The organism is Dietzia sp. DQ11-44 (assembly GCF_014145205.1).
In the GTDB taxonomy this organism is placed as follows: Bacteria; Actinomycetota; Actinomycetes; order Mycobacteriales; family Mycobacteriaceae; genus Dietzia; species Dietzia natronolimnaea.
The window spans coordinates 1-2,692 of record NZ_JAALEC010000344.1 but is presented as its reverse complement, the minus strand read 5'-3'; the positions used below and the strand labels follow the sequence as shown (position 1 = coordinate 2,692).

General features: G+C 71.8%; 4 protein-coding genes and 1 pseudogene. 3 read left to right on the top strand and 2 right to left on the bottom strand.

Going from position 1 to position 2,692, the window contains the following annotated elements; translation table 11 throughout:
- The coding region (locus G6018_RS09285; RefSeq protein WP_182639447.1) for an MFS transporter at nt 1-327 on the top strand (327 nt) is incomplete at its 5' end.
- A 34-nt stretch (nt 328-361) separates the two neighbouring features.
- Here G6018_RS09285 and G6018_RS09280 read toward each other — a convergent pair.
- Complete coding sequence (locus tag G6018_RS09280) at nt 362-952, bottom strand: DUF1707 domain-containing protein (RefSeq protein ID WP_182639446.1); 591 nt, start codon at nt 950-952, stop codon at nt 362-364.
- A 137-nt stretch (nt 953-1,089) separates the two neighbouring features.
- Here G6018_RS09280 and G6018_RS09275 point away from each other — a divergent pair, with 137 nt between their 5' ends.
- Nucleotides 1,090-1,590: a carboxymuconolactone decarboxylase family protein gene (locus G6018_RS09275; RefSeq protein WP_241731112.1), complete on the top strand. Its 501-nt coding sequence runs from the start codon at nt 1,090-1,092 to the stop codon at nt 1,588-1,590.
- The gene (locus G6018_RS09270; protein WP_182639445.1) at nt 1,587-2,471 is read left to right on the top strand and encodes a sigma-70 family RNA polymerase sigma factor; all 885 of its coding nucleotides are present in this window, start codon (nt 1,587-1,589) and stop codon (nt 2,469-2,471) included. The genes G6018_RS09275 and G6018_RS09270 overlap by 4 nt, the downstream gene beginning before the upstream one ends.
- 30 nt (nt 2,472-2,501) lie before the next feature.
- Here the strand turns inward: G6018_RS09270 and G6018_RS09265 are convergent.
- A pseudogene (locus G6018_RS09265) lies at nt 2,502-2,692 on the bottom strand (VOC family protein); the annotation flags it as partial.

The window sequence follows — 2,692 nt, the reverse complement described above, 5'->3', positions numbered from 1 at the left end:
GCCGCCGGCCTGTTCGGGCTCGCGGGCTCGCCGGCGACGATCATCGCCGCGGGCATGGCGCTGTCGTTCTTCAATCTCGGCGCGTGGGGCGCGCTGTACGCGATCGGCCCCGAGCTCTACCCCACCAGGACCCGCGGGTCCGGCACCGGCGCGGCGGCCGCGTTCGGGAGGATCGCCTCGATCATCGCGCCACTGCTCGTCCCGGTGATGCTCGGCGCCGGGGGCACCGCGATGGTCTTCGGGGTGTTCGCGGCGGCCTTCGTCGTGGCAGCGCTGGCCGCGTTCACCCTCCCGGAACGCAAGGGCGTCGCGCTCGAGGAGACCTGACGCGACAAGGCCCACCGCATCTCGCGCGAGAGGCCTACCGCGTCTCGCGCCCGTCGCCGAGCTCGCGGATCCTCTCGGTGGCCGCGCGGAGGCGCTCCTTGCGGGCCTCGTCGTCGGACTCCTTGAGCTCCTCGTAGAGCTCCTCGTCCGAGTCGGAGAACTGCAGGATGGCGCGGGGAACCCCCAGGGTCAGGACCAGCGACGGCCACACGATCCACGCGTAATCCCACCCCACCACGAACTGCAGTACGAGGAACGCCACGAGAGTCGCTCCCAGGACCAACCCGTCGAGCGTCTCCACGGTCCTGCCGCGCTTGCGGAGATCCTGGAGCTCGCGGTCCGGATCCGGCACCGCGGGCGACGACGACGAGGCGCGCACCAGCTCACCACCACCCGCCGTGGCCGACTGGACGATCATGCCGTCAACGATGGCCAGCGGCATGCCACCCGGCAGATCGCTGAACGACCCGCGCAGCTGACCCAGGGTGCGCGCCGCGGCGACGTCACCCGAGCGGGAGTGGAACTCCGGGTCGTCGAGGCGGCCCGCCGCGTAGTGGTCGCCGAGAGCGGTGAGCGCGTGCAGGCGCTCGGTGTCCGAGAGCAGCAGATCGTCGGGATCGGTCATGTGACCAGGTTAGGAGGGGGCCGCGCTGACCGCCATAGGTGATCGCACCCATCCACTGTCGCACCCATCCACTGCCCCGGGCCAGTGTCGTATCCGGGTGCGTGTCACATCCGGGAGCGCTGGTGCGTCGAAGGGGTATGAGCACACACCGGAACGACCACGGACAGCGCAAACAGGTCAGCGCGGGGGCGATGGCACCCATGCTGGCGCTCGAGGCCTACACCCGGACCCGGGTCTCCCGCTCCGACAGCCACCTCATCCGACTCCGGGTCTCGGCCGTGAACGAGTGCCGCTTCTGCACCGCCATGCACCGGCGCGACGCCCGTAAAGACGGCTGGGACGACGCCCGGATCGTGGCCGCCGAGAACTGGCCCGCCCACGCCGGTGAGCTGTCCGAGGGGGACCTCACGGTCCTGCGGTTCGCCGACGCGGTCACCCACATCCACGGCGAGGACTCGGTCCCGGACGAGCTCTGGGACGACGTGGTCCGACACCGGGGCGAGTCGGGCACTGGACAGCTGCTGATGGAGGTCGTCACCATCAACGCATGGAACCGGATCGCAGTGGCCACCCGGAAGGATCCGGGCTCGCTCAAGGGCGTGCGCCGGGAGGACATCGATCCCGTTCGCCCGAGGTGACGACGGCCGGTGCGCTCGCCGGACTCGACCGGGCCGCGGTGGACCGGGTCCGGGGACGGCTCCTCGGGGTCGGGTACCGCATCACCGGGACGTGGGCCGACGCGGAGGACGCCGCCGCCGAGGCCCTGGCCCGCCTGGTCGGTCTCGAGGCGGGATCGGCGCCCGACAACCCCGAGGCGTGGCTCACCACGGTCACCACGCGCCTGTGCCTGGACCGGCTGCGGCGACGCAGGCGGGAGGACTACGTGGGGGCGTGGCTCCCCGAACCCGTCGACACCGCACTGTTGCCCTCGGAGCTGGCCGAGCAGCACGACGACCTGCGGATCGCCGTCCTGCTGGCCTACGAGCAGCTCGGCCCCGAGGAGCGCGCGGCCTTCGTGCTGCGCGAGGCCTACTCCCTGCCCTACGCCGAGATCGCCGGCGCGCTGGACGCGGCCGTGCCCACGGTCCGTCAGTGGGTGAGCCGGGCGAGGCGCAGATTGGACACCGACCTGCGTCCGCCGGAGCGTGCACCGGATGCGGTGATCTCTCGGCTTGTCGAGGCCGTCCTGGCCGGTGACCTCCAGCAGACAATCGAGGTGCTCACCGCGGACGCCCGGGTGGTCTCGGACAGCGACGGGAAGGTCAACGCCGCCCGCAGGGACATCGTGGGGGCCCGCAAGTGTGCGTACTTCCTCATCAAGGCGGCGGAGCTGTCCGACGGCATGATCGCTCCGGTCGAGGTGAACGGGGAGTTCGCGCTGGCTGTGGTCTCCCGTGGGGTCGTCCGGGTGGCCCAGCTGGGTGTGGTCGACGGCCGCGTCACGCGGGTCTACTTCCACTCCAACCCGGCCAAACTCACGCGGCTCGCGTTGCCGGAGGGGTTCGAGCCGAGCGCGTGAGGCGGCGGCCCGCGGCAGCCCGGTCTGGGGCTACTCGGGCACCCACATGGCCATCTCGTTCCCGCCGGGCTCCCGGAAGTGGAACCGTCGGCCGCCCGGGAAGGAGAAGGGCTCGAGGGTCACCACGCCACCCGCGGCCTCGACCCGTCCGCGCGCCTCGGCCAGGTCGGCAACCAGGATCACCATCAGCGGTGCCGGTGACTGCTCGTCGTCGTCGCCCT